The 19,070-nt window shown below is 42.7% G+C and carries 21 protein-coding genes; 1 reads left to right on the top strand and 20 read right to left on the bottom strand.

All coding sequences use genetic code 11. The annotated features are described in order from the left end of the window. Positions 1-12: 12 nt before the first annotated feature. The 18 genes from agaV to IGI88_RS07755 form a co-directional block, all read right to left on the bottom strand. Complete coding sequence (agaV, locus tag IGI88_RS07840) at positions 13-495, bottom strand: PTS N-acetylgalactosamine transporter subunit IIB (RefSeq protein WP_005232625.1); 483 nt, start codon at positions 493-495, stop codon at positions 13-15. 19 nt (positions 496-514) lie between these two features. Continuing rightward, entirely contained in the window at positions 515-790 is a 276-nt protein-coding gene (yajC, locus tag IGI88_RS07835; RefSeq protein ID WP_008376459.1) for a preprotein translocase subunit YajC, read from the bottom strand. 2 nt (positions 791-792) lie between these two features. Continuing rightward, the gene (locus IGI88_RS07830) at positions 793-1,224 is read right to left on the bottom strand and encodes a PTS sugar transporter subunit IIA (protein ID WP_429960327.1); all 432 of its coding nucleotides are present in this window, start codon (positions 1,222-1,224) and stop codon (positions 793-795) included. Between the two features lie 456 nt (positions 1,225-1,680). Then, positions 1,681-2,433: a DeoR/GlpR family DNA-binding transcription regulator gene (locus tag IGI88_RS07825; RefSeq protein ID WP_005226765.1), complete on the bottom strand. Its 753-nt coding sequence runs from the start codon at positions 2,431-2,433 to the stop codon at positions 1,681-1,683. A 159-nt stretch (positions 2,434-2,592) separates the two neighbouring features. After that, positions 2,593-3,033 carry a ribose 5-phosphate isomerase B gene (gene rpiB, locus IGI88_RS07820; RefSeq protein ID WP_016611535.1) on the bottom strand — a complete coding sequence of 147 codons (441 nt, stop codon included), beginning with the start codon at positions 3,031-3,033 and terminating at the stop codon, positions 2,593-2,595. Next, positions 3,030-3,692, bottom strand: a complete 663-nt coding sequence (locus IGI88_RS07815; RefSeq protein ID WP_429960326.1) for a ribulose-phosphate 3-epimerase — start codon at positions 3,690-3,692, stop codon at positions 3,030-3,032. The genes rpiB and IGI88_RS07815 overlap by 4 nt, the downstream gene beginning before the upstream one ends. 27 nt (positions 3,693-3,719) lie before the next feature. Further along, complete coding sequence (locus IGI88_RS07810) at positions 3,720-4,184, bottom strand: PTS sugar transporter subunit IIA (RefSeq protein WP_422705479.1); 465 nt, start codon at positions 4,182-4,184, stop codon at positions 3,720-3,722. Positions 4,185-4,198: 14 nt separating this feature from the next. Further along, the gene (locus IGI88_RS07805) at positions 4,199-5,572 is read right to left on the bottom strand and encodes a PTS transporter subunit EIIC (protein ID WP_429960325.1); all 1,374 of its coding nucleotides are present in this window, start codon (positions 5,570-5,572) and stop codon (positions 4,199-4,201) included. Between the two features lie 14 nt (positions 5,573-5,586). Continuing rightward, entirely contained in the window at positions 5,587-6,531 is a 945-nt protein-coding gene (locus tag IGI88_RS07800) for a sugar phosphate isomerase/epimerase family protein (protein WP_061053596.1), read from the bottom strand. Between the two features lie 421 nt (positions 6,532-6,952). Beyond that, entirely contained in the window at positions 6,953-7,549 is a 597-nt protein-coding gene (locus IGI88_RS07795; RefSeq protein WP_086298975.1) for an alpha/beta hydrolase, read from the bottom strand. Positions 7,550-7,562: 13 nt separating this feature from the next. Then, the gene (locus IGI88_RS07790) at positions 7,563-8,171 is read right to left on the bottom strand and encodes a flavin reductase family protein (RefSeq protein WP_086298974.1); all 609 of its coding nucleotides are present in this window, start codon (positions 8,169-8,171) and stop codon (positions 7,563-7,565) included. Between the two features lie 17 nt (positions 8,172-8,188). Beyond that, complete coding sequence (locus IGI88_RS07785; RefSeq protein WP_429960324.1) at positions 8,189-9,082, bottom strand: VOC family protein; 894 nt, start codon at positions 9,080-9,082, stop codon at positions 8,189-8,191. A gap of 13 nt (positions 9,083-9,095) precedes the next feature. Next, positions 9,096-10,058: a ring-cleaving dioxygenase gene (locus tag IGI88_RS07780; protein ID WP_061053593.1), complete on the bottom strand. Its 963-nt coding sequence runs from the start codon at positions 10,056-10,058 to the stop codon at positions 9,096-9,098. 10 nt (positions 10,059-10,068) lie between these two features. Then, complete coding sequence (locus IGI88_RS07775; protein ID WP_005232643.1) at positions 10,069-10,497, bottom strand: MarR family winged helix-turn-helix transcriptional regulator; 429 nt, start codon at positions 10,495-10,497, stop codon at positions 10,069-10,071. Between the two features lie 299 nt (positions 10,498-10,796). Next, positions 10,797-11,861, bottom strand: a complete 1,065-nt coding sequence (locus tag IGI88_RS07770) for a bifunctional transcriptional activator/DNA repair enzyme AdaA (protein WP_194199359.1) — start codon at positions 11,859-11,861, stop codon at positions 10,797-10,799. 296 nt (positions 11,862-12,157) lie between these two features. After that, entirely contained in the window at positions 12,158-12,670 is a 513-nt protein-coding gene (locus IGI88_RS07765) for a glycosyl-4,4'-diaponeurosporenoate acyltransferase (protein ID WP_429960323.1), read from the bottom strand. Positions 12,671-12,682: 12 nt separating this feature from the next. Then, positions 12,683-13,789: a glycosyltransferase gene (locus tag IGI88_RS07760; RefSeq protein WP_429960322.1), complete on the bottom strand. Its 1,107-nt coding sequence runs from the start codon at positions 13,787-13,789 to the stop codon at positions 12,683-12,685. Positions 13,790-13,800: 11 nt separating this feature from the next. Next, on the bottom strand, positions 13,801-15,288 hold the full coding sequence (locus tag IGI88_RS07755) for a phytoene desaturase family protein (RefSeq protein ID WP_194199362.1): 1,488 nt from the start codon (positions 15,286-15,288) through the stop codon (positions 13,801-13,803). A gap of 553 nt (positions 15,289-15,841) precedes the next feature. On the opposite strand from IGI88_RS07755, the gene IGI88_RS07750 reads away from it, so the two are divergent. Beyond that, positions 15,842-16,219: a DUF7006 family protein gene (locus IGI88_RS07750; protein ID WP_005232663.1), complete on the top strand. Its 378-nt coding sequence runs from the start codon at positions 15,842-15,844 to the stop codon at positions 16,217-16,219. A gap of 232 nt (positions 16,220-16,451) precedes the next feature. Here the strand turns inward: IGI88_RS07750 and IGI88_RS07745 are convergent, their stop codons facing one another. Together IGI88_RS07745 and IGI88_RS07740 are read right to left on the bottom strand one after the other, a co-directional pair. Continuing rightward, entirely contained in the window at positions 16,452-17,945 is a 1,494-nt protein-coding gene (locus tag IGI88_RS07745; RefSeq protein ID WP_223347152.1) for a helix-turn-helix domain-containing protein, read from the bottom strand. Positions 17,946-18,234: 289 nt separating this feature from the next. Continuing rightward, complete coding sequence (locus IGI88_RS07740) at positions 18,235-18,639, bottom strand: hypothetical protein (protein WP_061053586.1); 405 nt, start codon at positions 18,637-18,639, stop codon at positions 18,235-18,237. Positions 18,640-19,070: the final 431 nt, after the last annotated feature.

Raw genomic sequence — 19,070 nt, 5'->3', positions numbered from 1 at the left:
CTTATCTCTGCATCACTGAAATAATTTCTTTTCATCTTCAACAGGTGTCGTTGGAACCCGCTGAATCACTAATTGCACCCCCATTTCCTTCAGTTTTTTAAAGGCATCGACATCTGCTTCATCGACGGCAACTGTCGTAGCAACCTGTCTTTTCCCTTCTGACATATGCATATTCCCAATGTTGAGTTTCTTGATTGGCACCCCACCTTCAGCTAATTTCAACGCATCTTGAGGATTTTCAACCACCATAAAAATCTTTTGTTTTGGCGATGCTTTATGAATGATCTCGATGGTTTTTTGAATCGAGAAATACCTAGTTTGGACGCCAGCTGGCGCCGCCATATCCATCAACCCTTGTCTGACTTTGTCTTTGGCGACCTTATCATTTGCCACTAAAATTAGATTTGCCCCCAACGTACCGTTCCATTGGGTGGCAACTTGCCCATGAATCAACCGATTGTCGATTCGCGTCAACAAAATATTTGGTTCTCCCATAAATATGTCCTCCTTCTATTTACTGCATGATTTCTGCAACCGCACTGCGTTCTACTTCGATCACCGTTCCCGATTTCACCCTTAGATCGACCGTCTCTTTCCCAAGTGCTTGAATCTCCCCAATAATGCCGCCGTATAATTTGATTTTCTGCCCCTTTTTCAAGGACTGCTGCAATTCAGCGAAATAGCCTTTTTGCTTTTTCAGATGTTTCCCATTCAAGAAAGATGAGACCGCCAAAAAGAGAAAGAGAAAAACAAGCACCACGATTGAGGCTGCTAAGATCATTTCCCACATCGTTAAATCCCTTCTTCCTCATTGGTTTCCTCATGGCCTTTGATCTTTCCGTGAAAAATACCGCTCTTGCCAATCTCTGCCAGTTCTTGACAAAAACGCTCTGGATCAGTTGCCGTATATCTAGTCAACGAACCTTCCACTAGCAGCAGTAGATTGATGCCGCCGATGACCTCGACTTGCGGGTCCTCATTGGCAACGGTCATCGCAACATTAAAAGGGGTCCCGCCTACAAGGTCTGCACAAATCACGACCCCATCACAGGTTTCCTTTAATTGATCGATTGCTCCTTGCAACTCTTTTTCAAAGTCAGCTAACGGATTTTCCTCTAAAAACGACACTGCTAGAAACTGTTCTTGCGGCCCTGCAATCATCGCAAGCGCATTTTCCATCCCTTGCGCAAATCCTCCATGACCTGTTAAAACCAAACCAAGCATCTTATGTCCTCCCCTTACTCTCAACTGGTAGTAACCACATATCCAATATAAACGCTTTCATTTTGTCTGTCAACAATTTTTTGTTTTTATATAAAAATGTCTTTGTTATCTTTAAATACGAAAAATGGCGCCAAAACAATGATTATCAATTAATAACCCAATTGATAAAGGTATTGAAATCCATCAAAGGAACGACCTTAACGTTATTTTTAACAAGTACGTTCACTGGTTTTTGAGTCTTGGTATCTAAAGAACCACAAGTCACTCACTATTCACCGATACAACAATCAACGTTGTTAAATAAAGGAACTATCAACAAATTTGCTTCCTTACTAAAAAAACCAGCTAGGTATAATCCCTAACTGGTTTTGATCATCACCAAACTCATTTTCCATTATGCGTTTTATTAAATTGTATCTCCAACATTGCCAATACCACTCAGATGCCATCCTGTTTTTAGTTCGGATAGATGATTTGCGTCAGTTCTCCAATCTTATCGTTATAAGCATCAGAAATAATGACAACGTCTTCTGTACTAAAAGCTTTTACCGCGGCGACTTGTCCATATTTCGAACTGTCACACAATAAATAGGCGGTTTTGGCATTATTTAGAATTTCACGCTTTTTGTTCGCCTCTACCAAGTTGGGCGTGCTTACACCTTTTTCAGCATCAATACCATTAGCACCTAAAAAAGCCGTTTGAAAGTTAAACGTTTGTAAATTTGCATCCGTCAATGGACCATTCAAGGATGAAATAACGGGATTGTATCGGCCACCAAGAAGTAAAATCTCGGCAGGAGTTTCTTGTTGAATTGTAAAGACACTCGTATTGGTAGTAATAATCGTGATTTTTTTATTAATGATTTTATGCAGTAACGCTGTACAAGTCGAACCAGAATCTAGGTAGATCACATCACCATCGTGAACCAACTCAGCAGCCAAAGTAGCGATCGCTTCTTTCTCTTGGGAATACAAAGCAGCCTTAGCTGCAATCGGCATTTCGGAAGCCGTTGAACAAATCTTCACTGCGCCACCAGCCAACAATTCAACTCTTCCTGATTTTTCTAATTCTTTTAAATCCCGCCTCAATGTTGAGATAGAAACAGTAGGCAAAATGCTTTGCAATTGCTCTATTTTTAACAGTTCATCTTGAGCCAAAGCTTCTAAAATTTTTTCTTGTCTTTCATATGGAATCATAGCAACCTCCATTAATTGGTCAACTTCACTTTTTTTCAAATTATACCATACTTTTTCTCTCGGTATGAGCAAGGACTTTCATTGTTCGTCAATTTGATCTCGATTATGGGATAAATTTCTCGTTAACAAAAAAAGACGAGGATTCGCTAATGCGAATCCTCTAACCTTTGATCATTCTACTTCTAACTGACCAATCATTGCTACCCGTTTTTGGTGACGACCACCTTCAAACTCAGCAGCCAGCCATTCCTTAGTAATCATTTTCGCTAGTTCGACGCCCACGACGCGCGAACCAAACGCCAATACGTTGGTATTGTTATGCTCTTTTGAGAGCTTAGCACTATAGGGTTCGCTGCACACCACGGCTCGGATGCCCTTGATTTTGTTGGCAGCAATTGAGATACCAACGCCTGTGCCACAAATCAAGATTCCCAAATCACACTTTTGGGTTACCACCGCTTCTGCAACAGTCGCCGCATAATTGGGATAGTCAACGCGTTTATCACTTTCTGTCCCAAAATCCTGTACCGTGTGCCCTAACGACTCCAAATAGGTGATGATATCAGTTTTTAATTCAAACCCAACATGATCACAACCGATTGCTAGTTTCATGCTTGATCCTCCTCTTTATATATTGAGATCAGTTCTTGATACGATTCTTCTTTTCCAAAAAGAGCGGAGGTCCCTAAAACAAACCCATCAACACCTAAGGCGCTTAAGCGAGTCATTACGGCAGGCGAAATCGCTCCATCTGCCATTAATTGGTAGAAATAACGTTCCTTTACTGCAGCAAGCTGCTTTATTTTTCCTTCCACATGTGTCAAATACGCTTGACCTGAAAAACCGGGATCAACAGTCATTACCATCACGTAATCGATCAATGGCAGCAGTTCTTCAATCATTGCAAAACTTGTTCCAGGATTGATGGCGATTCCGGCTTGTTTTCCCTTTTGCTTAATTTTGTTGATAGTTCTTGTAGGATGGCGATCTGCTTCCGGATGAAAATAAATGATATCTACACCTATATCCGCAAATTTCTCTACATACGCTCCCGGAGCTTCAATCATCAAGTGGACATCAACTAAGGTTTCTGACCATTTGCAAATAGCTTCGATATCTTGAAGTCCCATACCAAAATTTGGAACAAATCGTCCGTCCATAACATCAAGATGAAAAATATCGATTTTCGCCGCTTGTAAAGCGGCAACCTCGTCCTTTAGCATTGAAAAATCAGCACACATCATAGATGGACACAAGATTTTTTTCTTCAAAACACTACCTCCTGTCAGCAAATTCTCTCACTCATTAATAACGCCAATCGCTTGTCCACAACGCCCTTGCTTCTCTGTAATCACTAAGGTTCGCTGTGCGGAATTAGTGAAAACAACGATTACATCCGTTTCTTTGCCCTGTGATGCCAGAAACGGAAAATCAACGTTTGCCAGCACACTCTCGGCAGTAACTTTGTCACCTTCAGAAACTCTGGTATCGAACCCTGCGCCATTTAGCTCCACAGTATCGATCCCAATATGGACTAGAACTTCTAAGCCATTTTTGGCTTTTAACGAAATCGCATGTTTTGTAGGAAACACAGAGACCACTGTTCCTTCAATCGGTGCTGTAACAAGATCATCTGTTGGTACCACAGCAAACCCATCGCCTAATAGTTTGGTTGAAAACATCTCGTCTTTCACTTGTTCAATACTTTTCACCACGCCATTAGCTGGTGCATAAATAACATTTTTCTTCTTAAATAACCCCATATTCCCCCTGCTTTCTACGCCAATGTCTCGTCTCGATTGGTAAATACAAATGCTAAGACTGCTGAAACCACCATTGAAATCAGTAAGCCGATCATCGCTTGTATGAAATTCGAGGAAGTTGAGCCTACAAAGGCGGGAAAAGTGGTGACACTACCAAAGACAAAGGCATTCGTTACAACTTGCATCAACCCTAAATAGGCACCACCCACAGCACCACCAATAATTTGCGCTAAGAAAAGTTTTTTATTTTTTACAAGTAAGCCGAACAAAGTAGCTTCGATAATCGCTGATAATGCGATCGTGACTAAGCCAGTTAAAGCAAAGCTTCGCAGTTTTTTATCTTTCGCTTTAAAGTAAACGCCAATCGTTGTACCTATCACGGCGAAGTTACATGCAAAAGTAAAAGGAACGATGTAATCAAAGCCATAGGTTGAAACGTTATTAATCATGATTGGATTGACTGCCCAGTGAATGCCCAAACTTACGAGAACACTCCAACCACCACCAACTAAGATTCCAGTTAGCACACTACTACGCTCGATCAACCAATTCACCACATTAGCGACTGCTTCGCCACTATAGACCCCGATTGGTCCAATAACGATCACTGTCAATGGAACCATAATCGCTAGTGAGACTAAAGGAACGACCACCAATTTTAAAGTCTCCGGTATGTGTTTGTCTAAGAATTTGTAGAGATATGAAAAAGCCCAAATCGAAAGGATGATTGGTACGACAGTCGAATTGTAGTTCATCAAAACGACTGGAATCCCAAAGAACTCCGTCGTTGCACCGTTGCCTGCTCCTCCCATCAATGCAATAAAATCAGGATTGATTAACGCAGCCCCGATCAATGCAGAGATATACGGACTGGCACCAAACCACCGCGCTGAAGTAAACGCTAACAATACGGGCAAGAAATAAAATACACTCATAGAAGCAACAAATAAAATCGAATAAGTGCCGCTGTCTTCACTGATCAACCCGAGCTGAACAAACAAAATCAGTAGTCCTCTTAAAATACCTGAGCCCGCCAAAACTGGGAGTAGTGGCGCAAAAATAGCAGATACGGCAGAAAAAACATTGCTGATAATACTGCCAGAAGCTTGTTCTTCTGTGGTAGGGCTACCAGCACTTTCGTTACCTTTAACTAACGGCTCAAACTCATCGTAGAGCTTCCCGACTTCTGTCCCAATCAAAAGCTGGTATTGGCCCGCCTTATTAATGACATTGATCACTCCGTCGATATTCTCGACGGCTTGATCATCCGCTTTTGCGGTGTCATGTAACGTTAGACGCAACCGGGTGGCACAATGTGTCATATTGCGAACATTATCCGCTCCGCCTATTTTTTCTAAAATATTTTTTGCCATCACTTTGTAATCCATCTTCCCCACTCCTTTTATTTTGATTGATTTGTTGGTGACAAAAATTCAAGCAGCAACTGATTGGCTGCGACTGCATCGTTTTGATCGATCACAGCTTGAATCGCAGCCAAGCCTACGTTATCGATCATTTGATCCATTTGTTTGATCATTTTCATGTTTTGTTCGCACTCTTTTGAGGCATGTTCAATTACAGGGAACGTATCAAAATAAATCACACCGTCATAGTTATGCTTTTTGACATAATACAAGAATTCTAATGTTTTGAAGGGTGTTGCTGAACCGATCATCAATCCATCGTCGTTTAACCCATACCCATCATTCAGATGCACCCCGTATAATAACCCTTTTCCAGCGAACAGATCCGCAGCAAAAGCAGGGTTTTCGTGTTTCATTAGCATGTGGCAATAATCAAGGGTCACACCTACATTTTTGCGGTTGATCTCATTAAGCATCATTCCAGTGACACCCATACTATCAATGAACGCATAGGCTCTTGGTTGAAATGGTTTATACTCGATACTGATTTTCAAATCTGGTGCGTAGTCAGCAATTTCAATAAAGGCATCCCGGATCTGATTCCAAACCTTTTGGTAATTGATTTGAAAACTATAGTCAAAGCCATCAAACCCGAGCCAAATGGTTACGACTTCTCCACCTGCTGCACGACAATAATCAGCAGCTTCTTTGCATAATGTCAAGGCATGCTGCGCAACCTGTGGGTCAGCATTGCCTAATTCACCGTTGATAAACTCTTCTCTGAATCGCAATGCAACACCATTCAATTTCAAATCAGCTTGTCCCAATCTCTCTTTCATTTCAGAGGCAGTCGTCCCACCGACGTGCTCCGGATAATTTAAATCTACGTAATCAAGCCCCAATTCTTTGAATGCGCCAAATACATTGTCTAAATCATTTTCGTAAATTGATAAAAATGAATTGATTCTCGTTGCTAATTTCATCTTCATTCTCCTTAGCCATTTATTATAGACTCAGAATAGCACAAAATTTTTCCATTAACAACCACTTTATTTCATATTATTTCAAATTAATTCATAAAGAAGCATTGTTTTTATTAGAAGAAATACTTCAAAAAATTGATTTTTAAGCATTTATTTTGTTAAAACTTCATTTTGGAACCATTTGAAATAAATTGATTTTTTATGGATCATTTTAAAAAAGTTGTCTTGATTCACTGATTATGCTGATTTGACTCTATTTGTTTCAGAAAAAGGATCATTTGGCAAATCCTTAGTGGGCTGCTATTGAACTAGGCGTCCCTAGTGATATATCTCCTTTCACTCCTTCGAATTGTTTTCACGTGAAACAAAAAAACCTAACCAACCAGCAGGATCGCTGTTTGATTAGGAAATGGGCACTGCTTTATTGTTTGGTCAACCACGTGCGCGAGTGTTCAACTTCTTCATACGTTAACTGATGACTCGGGGTCCAAACGGTTGAAAGGACTGCACCCCGTGAGGTAAAGATCTCTTGGACGTAAGCACTGTCAGCTAGGGAAACGATCGGGTCGTTTCTGCCAAAACTCATAAACACATGAGTGTCAGGCAAGGAATTCGTCGGTATATTATCGACTGGATACATGGCGTGGTAGAGGATCGCTTTTTTGAAGTGGTCACTATCATTTAGTAATAAGCGAATGGCAATGTTGGCGCCATTGGAATAACCCACCAGTACCACTTGCGCTAACGAAAAGTTGTATTCTTTGGCGGCTTGCCGAATAAAATCGGCTAATTCGTCGCCGCGAAGTGCTAAGTCGGCTTCATCATACACCCCTTCAGCTAGGCGTTTGAAGTAACGGGGCATGCCGTTTTCTAAGACATTGCCGCGAATACCTAATAGTGATGCTTGGGGATCAAGGGCTTTGCCTACTTCTAGCAGCGACTGTTCGTCGCCACCGGTGCCGTGGAGCAGCACCAAAACTGGTGCGTCAGCTGCTCCTTGTTGATAGATTGCTTTCATCGAAGTTCCTCCTTTAACTTGGTCGTTTGATATCGAAAATCTCCCCAATCGTTGCGTAAGAATTTCCCGCTAGCCGGCTGACTGCTTGTAAGGCACGGGGATCGATCTTGCCATCTTGATAGACATCCTCTGCAATCTGGTAGCCGACGACTTCCAACAATAAGAGATCGGCAGTGGTCTGCTGGTCTTTTTTGATGGGTACGTGTTGATGCAGAATCGTTTCTAAGCGTACATTGGCTTCTTTCAAGCCAGGAACGGCAATTGTTTTCGATGTCGTTGTGGTAAATCCAGAAACCGTCAACTCGCTTTGGTCTGCGGGCAATAATGCCGCGGTTTTATTGGCCTCTTGGACATTTGTTTGATCCAAAATATGCACGACGGCTTCTTTTGTCGCCAACAGATTGCGGGCGGTGTCTTTCAGTTCCCCCTCTTTACGCTGGATAGCCAACGAGAGGATCACGGGTTCTGAGCTGACGATGTTAAAAAAACTGAATGGGGCGATGTTGACGATACCATCGGGTGATTGCGTACTGACCACTGCCACTGGCCGTGGAATGATGGAGCCGATCAGTAGTTTATAATTTTCTCGTTGGGTCAAATCCTTGGGATCTAAATAGTGCATACAGCGTCTCCTTTTTTCTAAACCGATAAGTCTGGCAAGCGATCCTCGATCTCTGCACGACGGCTTTCAAATTGGGCTGGCAGCATCAACTGCTGTCCTAACGTTTCCAACGGTTCATCAACGAAAAAGCCCGGGGTTTCTGTTGCGATCTCAAAGACGATATTGCCCCTTTCTTGGAAATAGACGGCTTTGAAATAGTTGCGGTCTTTGATTTCAGTGACTCCGTATCTTTGATCGTACAAGTATTCTTGCCACTCTTTTTGCACTGCTTCCGTTGGCACGGACCACGCGATGTGATGGACGGTGCCGACACCCCAGCGCCCTGCTGGCATTGCTTCATGGGGCACGACGATCTCATGAGCGAGGGTACCTGCGGTATGGAGATGCGTGCTTTTATTTGTTTGATTAAAAATGTCCAGACCTAGATCATCTGCCAACGTTTGAATGGTCGCTTCTGGTTGTGCCGAAAGCAAGACGGCCCCATGAAAGCCTAAAATCGCTGGTGTTTCTGCCGATTCTTTGGCTTCGACTAACGCCAAAGACAGGTCATGCTGATCATGAAGTTCTAAAGTTGGCCGATCAAACAATGTACTTTCTTGGACAGTTACTTGATGTTTCGCCAGATGTTCTTGCCAATAGGCACTGCTGCCTTTAGGAATACGAAACGCGATCGTGCCGACTTGTCCGCTTCCTACTCGCCCAGGATGGGCATTTGCCCATGGAAAGAAGGTGATGATGGTCCCATTTTCTAATGCTTGATTGCTGTAATAAAGATGATACGTGTACGGATCATCAAAATTGACGGTTTGTTTGACGAGGCGCAACCCCAACACGTCGCGGTAAAAGGCAACGTTCGTTTGCGGATCGCCTACGATGGCTGAAATATGGTGGATCTGTTGAATGGGTTGCATACTGTGTGCCTCCTTAGGCGCGTTTTGTATTGAAGGGTTTGATGACTCCTTCGATGTATTCACGACGATTTTCTAAAAATGGTGCCAATGATAAGGACTCACCCAATGTTTCGTATGGCTCATCCCCCATGAACCCTGGTTCATCTGTTGCTAGTTCAAAAAGAATATGGCCGATGCGCACATACAAGGATTCAAAATAGTAGCGATCCACATAGCCGGAGTTGGCCAATCCCAAGTTATCAAAGATTTCTTGCCAAACTGCTAATGAGTCGTGGTGAGCTAAGCGAAAAGCGACATGATGCACTTCGCCATCGCCTTGTTGCGCTTGCGGGCTCGTGGTATCTTCCACTAAAACGACTTGAGCGCCATTGCCGCCTTCACCAACTTCTAGCAAATAGCGATTATCTACTTGATCAATGGTTTTGAAATCAAAAACGGATTCCAGCAGCCCTTTGAAATCTGCCAAGTAAGAAACAGACATTTCGACAGGACCTAAGCCATAAATCGCAAATTCAGTAGGAACCGGTCCTTTTTTCCAAGGAGTACCAGCTTTCACGCCAGTATTGTGTTCATCAGAGATCAATTGATAGGCTTGCGTATCAAAATCCCAAAAACGCATCACTTTTTTCCCAAATTCGGTGGTGATTGCTTCGTGTTTTACCTCAAATTCATCAAAGCGTGCGGCATAATAATCAAGGGCAGCATCACTGGGTACTCGGAAACTGGTGCGGGTGATCGAGTTGGTTCCTTTGCTGCCGCGAGCGGTATTGGGAAAATCAAAGAACGTCATGGTCGTTCCCGGTGACCCTAAATCATCCGCAAAGTAGGTATGGTACGTATAAATGTCATCTTGATTGACGGTTTTTTTCACTAAACGCATCCCTAACACATCTGTAAAGAAATGGTAATTCCGTTCCACATCACTTGTCATGGCCGTCACATGGTGTACCCCTAATAATTGATCTTGTTTTCTCATTTTCTTTTCCTCATTTCTGATCGTAAGTTATTTTTCGTAAAATTGTTTTTAATTGTTGCAATTCTTCACTGCTGAGTTCGGAAAAACTCGCCGCAATCTTTTGTGCATGACTGGGAAAAATTTTCTCCATCAATGCCCTGCCTGCTTCCGTAATCCTGACGTAAGTTACTCGTTGATCTTCTTGGCTAGGTTCCCGGCGCACGCAGCCTTTTTTGACTAATTGATCGACTACATAGGTTGTCGAGCTGCTGGCGATCAAAATTTTTTCCTTGATGGCTTGCGTCGTATGGGTGCCTTTATGGTAAAGCAATTCCAGTACAGAAAACTCTGTGATATTTAAGCCATAACAACGAACATCTTTTTTTGCCACTTGTTCCAAACGACTCGCCGTACGCAGCAAACCGATGTACGCTTTGAGCGCTTCTTCTTGATGCGCCATTTTCCTCACCTCTTTATTTCGAATTCGAGATAATCATAACTTACTTTTTGTAAGTTGTAAAAAGATATGCTTTGGTTGTTTAAGAAAATCATTCAATGCTTATTTTTATAGAGGTTAAGAACGGTTAGACACTAACGAAGGTCTCACCTTTTCTCTATGTCCCCTTCAAATCTAATAAAAAACGAAACTCATGAAAGGTTCCATGAGTTCCGCTAAATATATATTTTACTGAAGAGGATTCGATCCATTCCATGTACTGATCGATGAAGCGCTGATTCCCACGCATAGTTATCTCTTTTTCAAATCTTTACAGTCGGCTGGACCTGCTTTTCCAAAGCCAGCAACCACTTTTTGCGTTCGACACCGCCGCCATAGCCGCCGATGCTGCCATCGCTATTGATGACGCGGTGGCATGGAACGATCAACGCCAATTGATTTTTTCCGTTGGCATTGGCAACAGCTCGGGTGGCTTTTTCATTGCCGATTCGCTGTGCCAATTGTTTGTAAGAGTATGTTTCTCCGATCTTCATCGCCAACAGCTGCTGCCAGACGGCTTTTTGAAAATCAGAGCCGATCAATGCGATGGGTACCGTGAAGGCAGTTCGATTCCCTTCAAAATATTCCGTCAATTCTTGCTTGAGTTGCTGAATGATTGCTGTTTGCTGGGGAATAATCACTGCATTCAAACGGCTTCTCAAAACAGCGATCTCCGTTTCTAGCCCTCTGCGATCCACGAATTCTAACAAGTAAAGCTGCTGCTGGTCGCTGATTGCCAGCATCGATCCCAGCTTGGTCTCAAGCCAAGCAGAAGAAAGAATCGTTTTTTCACGGCTGTTGGAAGGCAATTCCCCCATAATCCGGGAAAACGCATCTCGAAAGCCGTTGCCAGAATCGAAGCCGGCTTCTAATTGTGCTTGGATCAGCGGTTCTCCTTCACGAATCTGCTTGAACGCTAACCCTAAACGGCGTGCACGGGAATATTCGATAAAGGTCATGCCAAAATATTTTTTAAATTGTCGACGTGCAGTATTGGGATGGATCGCTAGCACTTCAAAATCTTTGTCGGTCCACTTTTTCTCCGGGTTGCTCTCCACCGCTTCCACAAGGCTTTTCACGTCAGGGGATAAGTGGCTAGGTGAGCTGAGCGGGCGACATCGTTTGCAGGGACGATACGCCGCCAGCAACGCTTCTTGTGCCGTCTGAAAAAACTCGCAGTTTTTCTTGAGCGGTTTTTTCGCTGGACAGGTAGGACGGCAAAAGACGCCGGTGGTTTTTACTCCAACGTAAAAAATCCCTTCATATTGGGAATTTTTTTCAATCAGCATGTCGTAATAGTGGTCCCGTTGACGGCTATCTTCAATCATCTTGCGCATCCCTCCTTCTTTTCTATACTTACAAAAATACTTTGTGCTTGTCCAAACACACGACCAACCAATGCAGCAGCCTGCAAAGGCAGGTCGAAAATTTGCCCACATCCTTCTGATGACATACGATCACCCTTTCCTCTGAATGACCTTAGTGTACAAAGAATGGTCTTGACGCATCCCATAAAAATTAACACCAATTTTTTAAAAAGGATCGAAGGCAGTTATCCTCCGATCCTTTTGATTTCCCGTTTGCCTATTTTTCGGCGAATCTTAAAAGCAACGCCTACATGAACCTAGACCGTCGCCTTCTGCTTGACTTGCAGGGCACTTTTTTTCAGCAAGACTCGCTCCAAACGGGGGCGATTGTAGCGTTGGATCATGATGAATGGGCAGTTTGCCAATAACGCATAGGCGATCATCACCCAGCCCGCCCACGTAGGATTCCAGAGGAAAAAGAACGGTGCTGGAACCATCAGCAGCCAATGGGTCAGCTCTGCTCGGCGTGTTTCGATGACGAATTTTTCCAGATAGTCCTTTTGTTGCTGAGCCAAGCGAGATTTGTCAAAGCTTTTTTTGGCAATCACAGTGCCGTCGGGCAATTTGTCTTTCCACTGACGAATACGAAATACCTCCGCCCAGATTCTGCCGCCTTTTTCAAAGGCAAAAGAACGGAACCAGTTGGCATGACGTTCAAAAAAAGCATCACTGACTTTGCGCAAGCCAAACGAGATGCCTAGATGAAACAGCAGCCAAGCCAAGCTGTCTGTAATGAGCAAGAGCAGTGGAGATAAGGTGATCAGCGGCATGTGCATCGCCTCCTATAAATTGATTTTTCGTCCTTTCCAGGTCACGGATTTCAACAAATGGGTTTGGATCCATGACCAACCAAATAAGCCTAGGAAAAAAAGAAAGTAACATGGGAAAAAAAGCAGCAAGACTCGGTTGAAGTTGCCGACACGGCGAGCAAAGCACAGAGTTTGTCCAAAATAAGCAGCATAAAAAAGCAGTCCTAGCCAAAGCGGTTCCATCAGAAACGGTGGCGCCAGTACCCCAATGCCGCCGCTGATCCACAAGATGACACCCGCCATGATCAAAGGGTGAGTGAATTGCGAAGCAGTGGCAAAGTCCTTCGTCCAGCCTTGAACAAGTTGACGAACACCAGCTGGATACATCCGAAAGGCCAACAGGTCTTTTCCACCATACAAGGTTATCGGCAAGCGTTTTTTCTTAAAGCGTCTCGCTAATGCTAGATCATCTAAGATTCCTTGTGGCATGTCCTGATGCCCATTGGCTTGAAGGTACGATGTTTTGCTGCACAAGATACACGGACCAAAGGCGCCGCCGGCTGAGAGTTTTTCGCCTACGATAGAAAAGCGGTTCAACCCGACAGGTAAGATGACATTAAAGACGGCAGATAGTTGTTCATACAGGCGCTTCGTTTGATGATAGGGCTGCACCGAGAGCAGGCCTTGTCCCGATCGCTCCTCATACGCAGCGAAAAGGCGCTCTAAGCCATCTTCTGCTAGAAAGAAGGTATCGGCATCCAAAAATAATAGATACTTGCCCACCGCTTGTGAGGCGCCTAACCAGCAAGCCGCCGCTTTCCCAGCAGAATCAGCAGCGGTTTGCAAGACCGTCGCACCGAAGCGCTTGGCACAGGCGATCGTCTCGTCTTCCGATCCGTCATCAACCACCAAAATCTCCACAGGATAAAGGGTTTGCTGCTGCAAGGATGCCAACAATTGCGGCAAATTTTCTGCTTCATTGCGGGCGGGGATGATGATCGACAATTCTGCCCTCTCCTTCAAGTCTTTGGATGCGGCTGTCTCCTTGCGGGTGGGTATCGTCGGCAGGCGGAAAAAAATCAGCCAGCCTGCCAGCCAAGCAGCGCAAATACCAGCGAGCAGCAGGTACACAGTCATCATCCTTTCTTGTCTTAGTGTTCTCTTTTGGTGATCATCTCACTGACTTGCTGGCCACTAAGGGTCACCATCGGCATGCCGGCACCGGGATTGACCGTACCGCCAACGAAGTACAGATTTTCGTAGCGTTCGCTGTGTTTCGGGTGTTTAAAGCCATGATTTTTCTTGCGATTAGAGACTGTGCCGTAGATGGCGCCGCGATGTGACAAATAATTCTTTTGGATGTCTTCGGGTGTCCAGCGGTCTTCATACACGATGTGCTTGCGTAGATCCGTTAAGCCCATGTTTTCCAGCTTGATCAAGATCCGTTCACGAAAGGCATCGTATTCCGCTTCCGTAAAGGGTTTATCCTGCAAATAAGGGATATGGGGCAGGATTTTGATGTTCTCATGCCCTGCCACTGTTTGCGAAGGATCGGTTTTGTTGGCATTGACCAAATAGATCGTTGGGTCTTCCGGCAGCTGATGCTGATGGAAATTTTGATCAAAGTTTTCTTTTGAGGCATTGGAAAAGAAAAAGTTGTGGTGCGCCAGTTGCGGATAGGAGGTTTTGACCCCTAAGTGCAAGACAAAGCCAGAACTTGCTGGTTCAAATTTTTCTTCCAGTTTTCGAGTAAAGGTCGGCGCTTCTTCTAACAGCTCTTCATAAGCCGGGATCACTTCCATGTTGGAAACAAAATAGTCGGCTTCGATCAACGTACCATCATCCAAACGAGCGGCACGGATTTGTTCTTGTTCAACGATCAATTTTTCCACTTTATGTCCCGTATGGAAGGTCACACCGATCTCTTTTGCTAAGCGAACGATGCCTTCGGCTAACCGATGCATCCCGCCTGGCACGTACCAGACACCTTGGGCATGCTGCATGTAGATCATCATGTTCAAGACGGCTGGGGCGTCATAAGGAGACGAGCCGACATACTTGATAAAATAGCTCAGCATGTCTTGCAGCTGCGGATTGCTGACACGTTTTTGAATGGCATCATGCATGGAAGAGAAATAATCAAAGCCTTTCAGCGCTTTGATCACGCCGTGATACTTCAAGATTTCTTTCGTGGTATCTAAGCCTTTCTCGAAATAGCCTTTTTCCGTGATATCATAAATCTTTTGCGCATAGTCCAAAAAGTCTTGGTACTCTGCCATGTCTTTTTCCGACAAGTGGGGGTTTTCCTTTGCCATGCGGGCAAGATCGCCATAGAGATCAATCTTGGTGCCGTCGGGGAAAAAGGAGCGCCATTCCAATGGCAATCGGCGAATCGCAACATAATCCGCCATATCGCGATTGCTGCCAGTAAATAATTTTTCAAAAATCTGCGGCATCGTCAAAATCGAAGGACCTAAGTCAAAGCCGAAGCCGTTTGTTTCCAGTCGGTTCAATTTGCCACCTAAATGGTGATTTTTTTCATATAATGATACATCAAAGCCATTTTGGGCTAATGAGACCGCCGCTGATAGACCACCAAGTCCGCCGCCGATCACTACAACTGTTTTTTTCTCATTCATTGAGTCGCTCCTCGTTTGCTTTAATAAACGTCCCTATTTAGCCAATTCTTTTCACCGAAACAGACGGTTGCGTCTCACTGCAACTGCGTGTCTTCGCACTATTTTGGCATTGGCCACTTGAATCAAAGGATCGTTTTTCTAGATAATTCTATAGTATCACACCTTTGAAAAAATGACGGGGATGAGCCTACCGGTCAACTGATGCTGTTTTTTCTCAACCATGATTTCAGCGAATGAAAAAACAACCTGCTGGAAAAGAAAGGAAACCCAGTCATTTCGTCCATTCCGAAAATATTCTTTTTATAACAACAATTATCAGAATAGTTGAACATTTTTGACGTTAATACCAGCGAAAACAAATCTTCGTATGGTTACGAAAAAACGCGTTTGAGCCAATTTGGAATATCCTGTACATTGAATGTAGCGAAAGTCCTTCCCCCAATCATTAAAAAAAAACAAAAGGGCCTTCTCAGTAAGACATTGCTTAACAGTGACTCTTTTTGATAATGACAAGTATTGTCACCTTTTCCTAACACTTATAAGGAGTATTGATATGAACTTAAAAACGATCCAATCAGCCGAAGAATATGTAAACTTTTTTGACGTAGAATTTATCCACTCTCCCTGTTCTTATACACACCCAAAAATCTTTAATTTTTATCTCTCTTTGCGCCAACGATTCTTGGCGATCTATGAACAAGACGAGGGTACTTTTTTCGAAAAAATGTCGTTGCTCTTAGATATCGACGCACAGCTGCAAATACTAAAAGAACTTTATGTTTTAAAAATTTCTTCTCTAAACGAGTATACGGAAGAAGAGATCATTCAGCTGACGGTCAAAGACAAAACCTGTTTCTATCGGGAATTGACCGGTCTTCAGCTAAACCAAAAGGCGCCTTGGAGTTTGATTTACTTAAGTGAAGCCCAATGATTTCGCCCACATTGATCGATTGAATTGAAAACCGCTGGTTCCAAAGGCTTGCATCCGTACCTGATGCACTCCCCACTTCCCCTCCCCACACTCCTGCACAGTTGCGGAGAGTCAAGCCATTAAAAAAGAAAGCATCTTTCCTTCTCACTGTCTAAGCAGTGAAGGAAAAATGCTTTCTTTTCATGTAAAAGGCCCTTTCTAGCAACTCTTTAGGTCAAAACAAAATGGGAAACTAGAAGAGGTCTTTTAGGGCAAATTGGCGGGTGACGTTAGGATTGATCCGTTCAAGCAGCCGATTCCAGTCAGAAGAAGAAGGGATCGTTTTGAAGACGATACATTCAACGATATCTCGAAATTCGGTCGCATGCTCGGCATAGTTCGTCACTAGCAGATCAATGGTATTTTGTTCTAAATACTGAGCATTGACTTCCCCTGAATCAGGATAAAAGACTTGATGGGATCGGCTAAAATAGCGGTTGGACCAGCCCTCAATGTACTGAACGATATTGTTATTTCCTTCAAAGATAAAGGCGATATTTTTTCGGGGAAACCAATGACGTTCTCGAACAGATTCAATAAAAATCACTAAGTTTGCACAAAAATCCGTCAGATACTCCACAGAATAAAGGGTGTGGTACTCGCAACTACTTTCTAAAAACTCTCGGTAAGCAGCAAACTCCTTAGAAAAAGTTTTCTTAATAAACGCATTCACATCATAAATATTACGATTGGCCGAAGTGGATAAGCACTCCTTCAATTTGGCAGAAGTAAAAAAGGATTCGATCAGAATCTGATCTTCTTTAGGCTTTTTCGACGATACATTCAACATCTGATAAAACTCGTTGGTCAACGTGCGAATCTCGGTCCAATGATTATAAGAAAGACAAAACTTTTGTTCGACGATCACATTTTGCAGTTTTTTCTTTGTGATAATACTAACAAACAAAAAGATAAGTTCATCGTTCGTCAATCGACATTGAAAGTACTTTTCAATAATGCCATTGATTCGTTGAAAGTGCATCAGCTGAATACTGTGTCGCAAGGCGTGGTACAATTCGTCGTTGATTTGCACAGTTTTGCCTTGCATAAATCGCTCAAGCGAAATATAGAGTAGATACGTATATTGTGAAAACGAAACAGTATGATAACTATTTTTGTCAAACATCCTGCCGATTTCCGTTACTGCCTGTTGGACCGCAGCTGGCGGAAAGACAGTATGGGGTGTGCTATCCGTTTCATAGAAAAAGGTACAGAAGAAATTGCGGATATCTGCTTCTTGTCCAACGATATTCAGGGGATCTAGTGCTAGTTGGAGATCAAAACGTGCCAGTTGTTCATGAATGCGCTGCAAGTATTTTGATAAGGTACTCTTGGATAAAAACAAGCAGTCCGCCCACTCATCGATCGTCTTTAACTCTCCAATAAAAATATTTTCCAATAAAATAAAGAGCGGTTCATTCGCTAAAAGCGAGGCTTTTTTCTTTTCATACTGTGAATAATCAAATAGTTCAAACGAATAGCCTTGATTGGTGGAAGTGATCAGGATCAACCCACAGAAATAATCATTAATCTGACTGATGTCTTTGCCAATCGTCCTTGTGGTACTACTTGTTACTTCAGCCAAATGGCTGGCACTGCAAATTTCATTTTTTTCAAATTCACTTAGAATCTGCAGCCATCGGACGGTCGATTTGCTTGTGACAAAACTCAATTGAAAATTTTTCAAACATAAGCTCCTTACTAAGAATTTCTTTTTTGCGGCTAATTTACGCATGAAAGGCGCCTAAGCAGTCTCATTATATCGGTTTTCATCCTACATAAAAAATCGGTTTTTTCATAGACTGATGAAAAAAAGCGTTGTGTCCAGACTACTGTCTTATAACAATTATTTTATCGGCTATTAAAAATAGTGCAAGGATTTCGCTTTTGCTTTCATCAGATTCTGCTTAAGAAATAAGAAAATTCTTTGTATCATTTGCTTCATTTTGAAAAAAAGCTGCTATGTTGAAAATCACCTATGTTTTCTTTATTTGTCTAAATGTGTCTGTCATGATGTTTAAAAGCTGTTCATATTGCGTTTCTTGACTTACTTTTTTCATCTGCACGTTAAAGTCCTGTTCAATAAATTGTTTGGGTATCAACTGATCCATTTCTATTTTTGAAAGCCTCTCGGTACATTCCGCTAACAGTTGGTAATCCTTTACGAGTGTTTGCGGCAGCTTGTATGTTTGTGTAAAAAAGGAATAGCTCGCATTCTTTTGAATCGTTAGTGCCACCTGCTTTTGAATCAAATAGTGTAATTTTTCTAATTGCTTATCTGTGACGGATCGTTCACCGTTTTGTTCAAATAATTGACAGTAATAGTCTAAAAATTCGCTATTGGCCATCACTGCCTCAAAATCCGTTTTATTTATTCTCATAAAATGTTCCCCTCTTTTTTTATTTTATGCATCACTGTGTAAAACATTCTTTTCGTTTAACAGAAAAAAAGAGCAGCTCATTTATCTCTTCTACTTTTTTATGGTTAATCATTTCTTGTTAGTTCTTTTCAACGATCAATACTGATTAGAAAAAAAGGAGTAGACTTATAATTGATGCACTTCCTGATTATTCGCTCCCCTACTTCGTTAGCAAGTTTTTATTCGTAGGGGTAATAACTGTAACGATTTTGCTTCTCCGCTCATCATCAATAGCATTCGAACCTACCATTTGTGCTGCTGGCTGACCGATCTGTTCACGCCAGTTTATGGGTTAGCAACTGTTACGGTTATGTGAAAATTATAAAGAATCTATGCACGATTTTTTTAAACATTTTTTCGGTTTTCATGAAAAAAAAATTAAAATCGTTGCT

It is taken from the genome of Enterococcus sp. AZ179, assembly GCF_050498885.1.
Taxonomy (GTDB): Bacteria; Bacillota; Bacilli; order Lactobacillales; family Enterococcaceae; genus Enterococcus_D; species Enterococcus_D entomosocium.
This window is presented reverse-complemented; position numbering and strand designations above follow the sequence as displayed.